Raw genomic sequence first — 620 nt, forward strand, 5'->3', positions numbered from 1 at the left:
ACGGTGTTTTTCGGGGCGGCGATGGTGATGCTGCCTTCGGTGGCGTCCTTGGCGATGGTGATGGTTTCACCGTTGCTCAGGGTCACCTTCATTTCCGTGCCGGCCGGATTGGTCAGCTTCGCGGTGTAAGTGATCTGACCACCTTCCTGGACGGTGCCGGTCGCGGTGAGCGAGACGCCGGTGGTGTCGAGGTGAGCAGGGTTATCCGTCACGGTGGTGGACGGCGTTCCGGCCGTGACCAGCTTCTCGTAATTGCCGCCAGTCACGCCGGTGATGCTGTTGGTCAGCGCTGCGTTGGTGCTGTAGACGTTGTTTGGTGCGACGTAGTCCACCGAGCCGCTCGACGCATTGACCGCGATGGTGATGCTCTGGCCGTTGGCGAGGCTGATGACCAGTGGTGCGCCGGTGACGGGTGCGCTGACGGTCGCGGTGTACGTGACGACGCCGCCTTCGGTCACGCTCGGCGTCGCAGTCAGGGTCACGGTCGAAGTATCGATCGTGTCGGTGACGGCGGTTACCGCTGGCGTGCTGCTGACGTTCAACTTCTCGAAATCGCCGCCGCTGGTGCCAGTGATGGTGGCGCTGACGTTGCCGCTGTCGACGTACACGGTGTTTTTCGG

The 620-nt window shown here is 63.2% G+C and carries 1 protein-coding gene; it reads right to left on the minus strand.

Annotated features, from left to right (window positions below; all coding sequences use genetic code 11):
* The coding region (locus NTD88_RS14320; RefSeq protein ID WP_262154259.1) for an immunoglobulin-like domain-containing protein at positions 1–620 on the minus strand (620 nt) is incomplete at both ends.

It is taken from the genome of Pseudomonas sp. 20P_3.2_Bac5, from assembly GCF_025466035.1.
Classification (GTDB): Bacteria; Pseudomonadota; Gammaproteobacteria; order Pseudomonadales; family Pseudomonadaceae; genus Aquipseudomonas.